Genomic DNA, 456 nt, shown 5'->3' with positions numbered 1-456 from the left:
GACGAATTCAAAGATGCACGGGCGCGGCGCGACCGGCGCGAACGGGCTGTGCGAGGTGATCTCGCTGCCTTTGACCATCACCAGCTCGCCTGGCTCGATCGAGCGGACGAAGGTCGCACCGACCACGTCGAGCGCAACCGTTTCGGAAGCGAAGATTACCGCCTCGCTGCCGTCCGATTGTTCGATCTTGCCCATCACCAGCGGGCGGATGCCGAGCGGATCGCGGCAGGCGATCATGCCCTCGGGCGTCATCACGATCAGCGAATAGGCTCCTTCGACACGCTTGAGTGCATCGATGAACTTGTCGACGACCGTACGGTAATTGGAAGTGGCGACGAGGTGAATGATCGTCTCAGTGTCGCTGGTCGACTGGAAGATCGAACCGCGCCGCACGAGATCGCGCCGCAGCCGCATCGCGTTGGAATTATTGCCGTTATGCGCGATCGCGAAGCCGCC

The 456-nt window shown here is 62.1% G+C and carries 1 pseudogene; it reads right to left on the bottom strand.

From position 1 onward, the window contains the following. Window positions 1–456: pseudogene (locus AACY19_RS27275) on the bottom strand (hypothetical protein); the annotation flags it as partial.

The organism is Pseudomonas sp. EA_5y_Pfl2_R50, assembly GCF_963970475.1.
GTDB lineage: Bacteria > Pseudomonadota > Gammaproteobacteria > Pseudomonadales > Pseudomonadaceae > Aquipseudomonas.
This window is presented reverse-complemented; position numbering and strand designations above follow the sequence as displayed.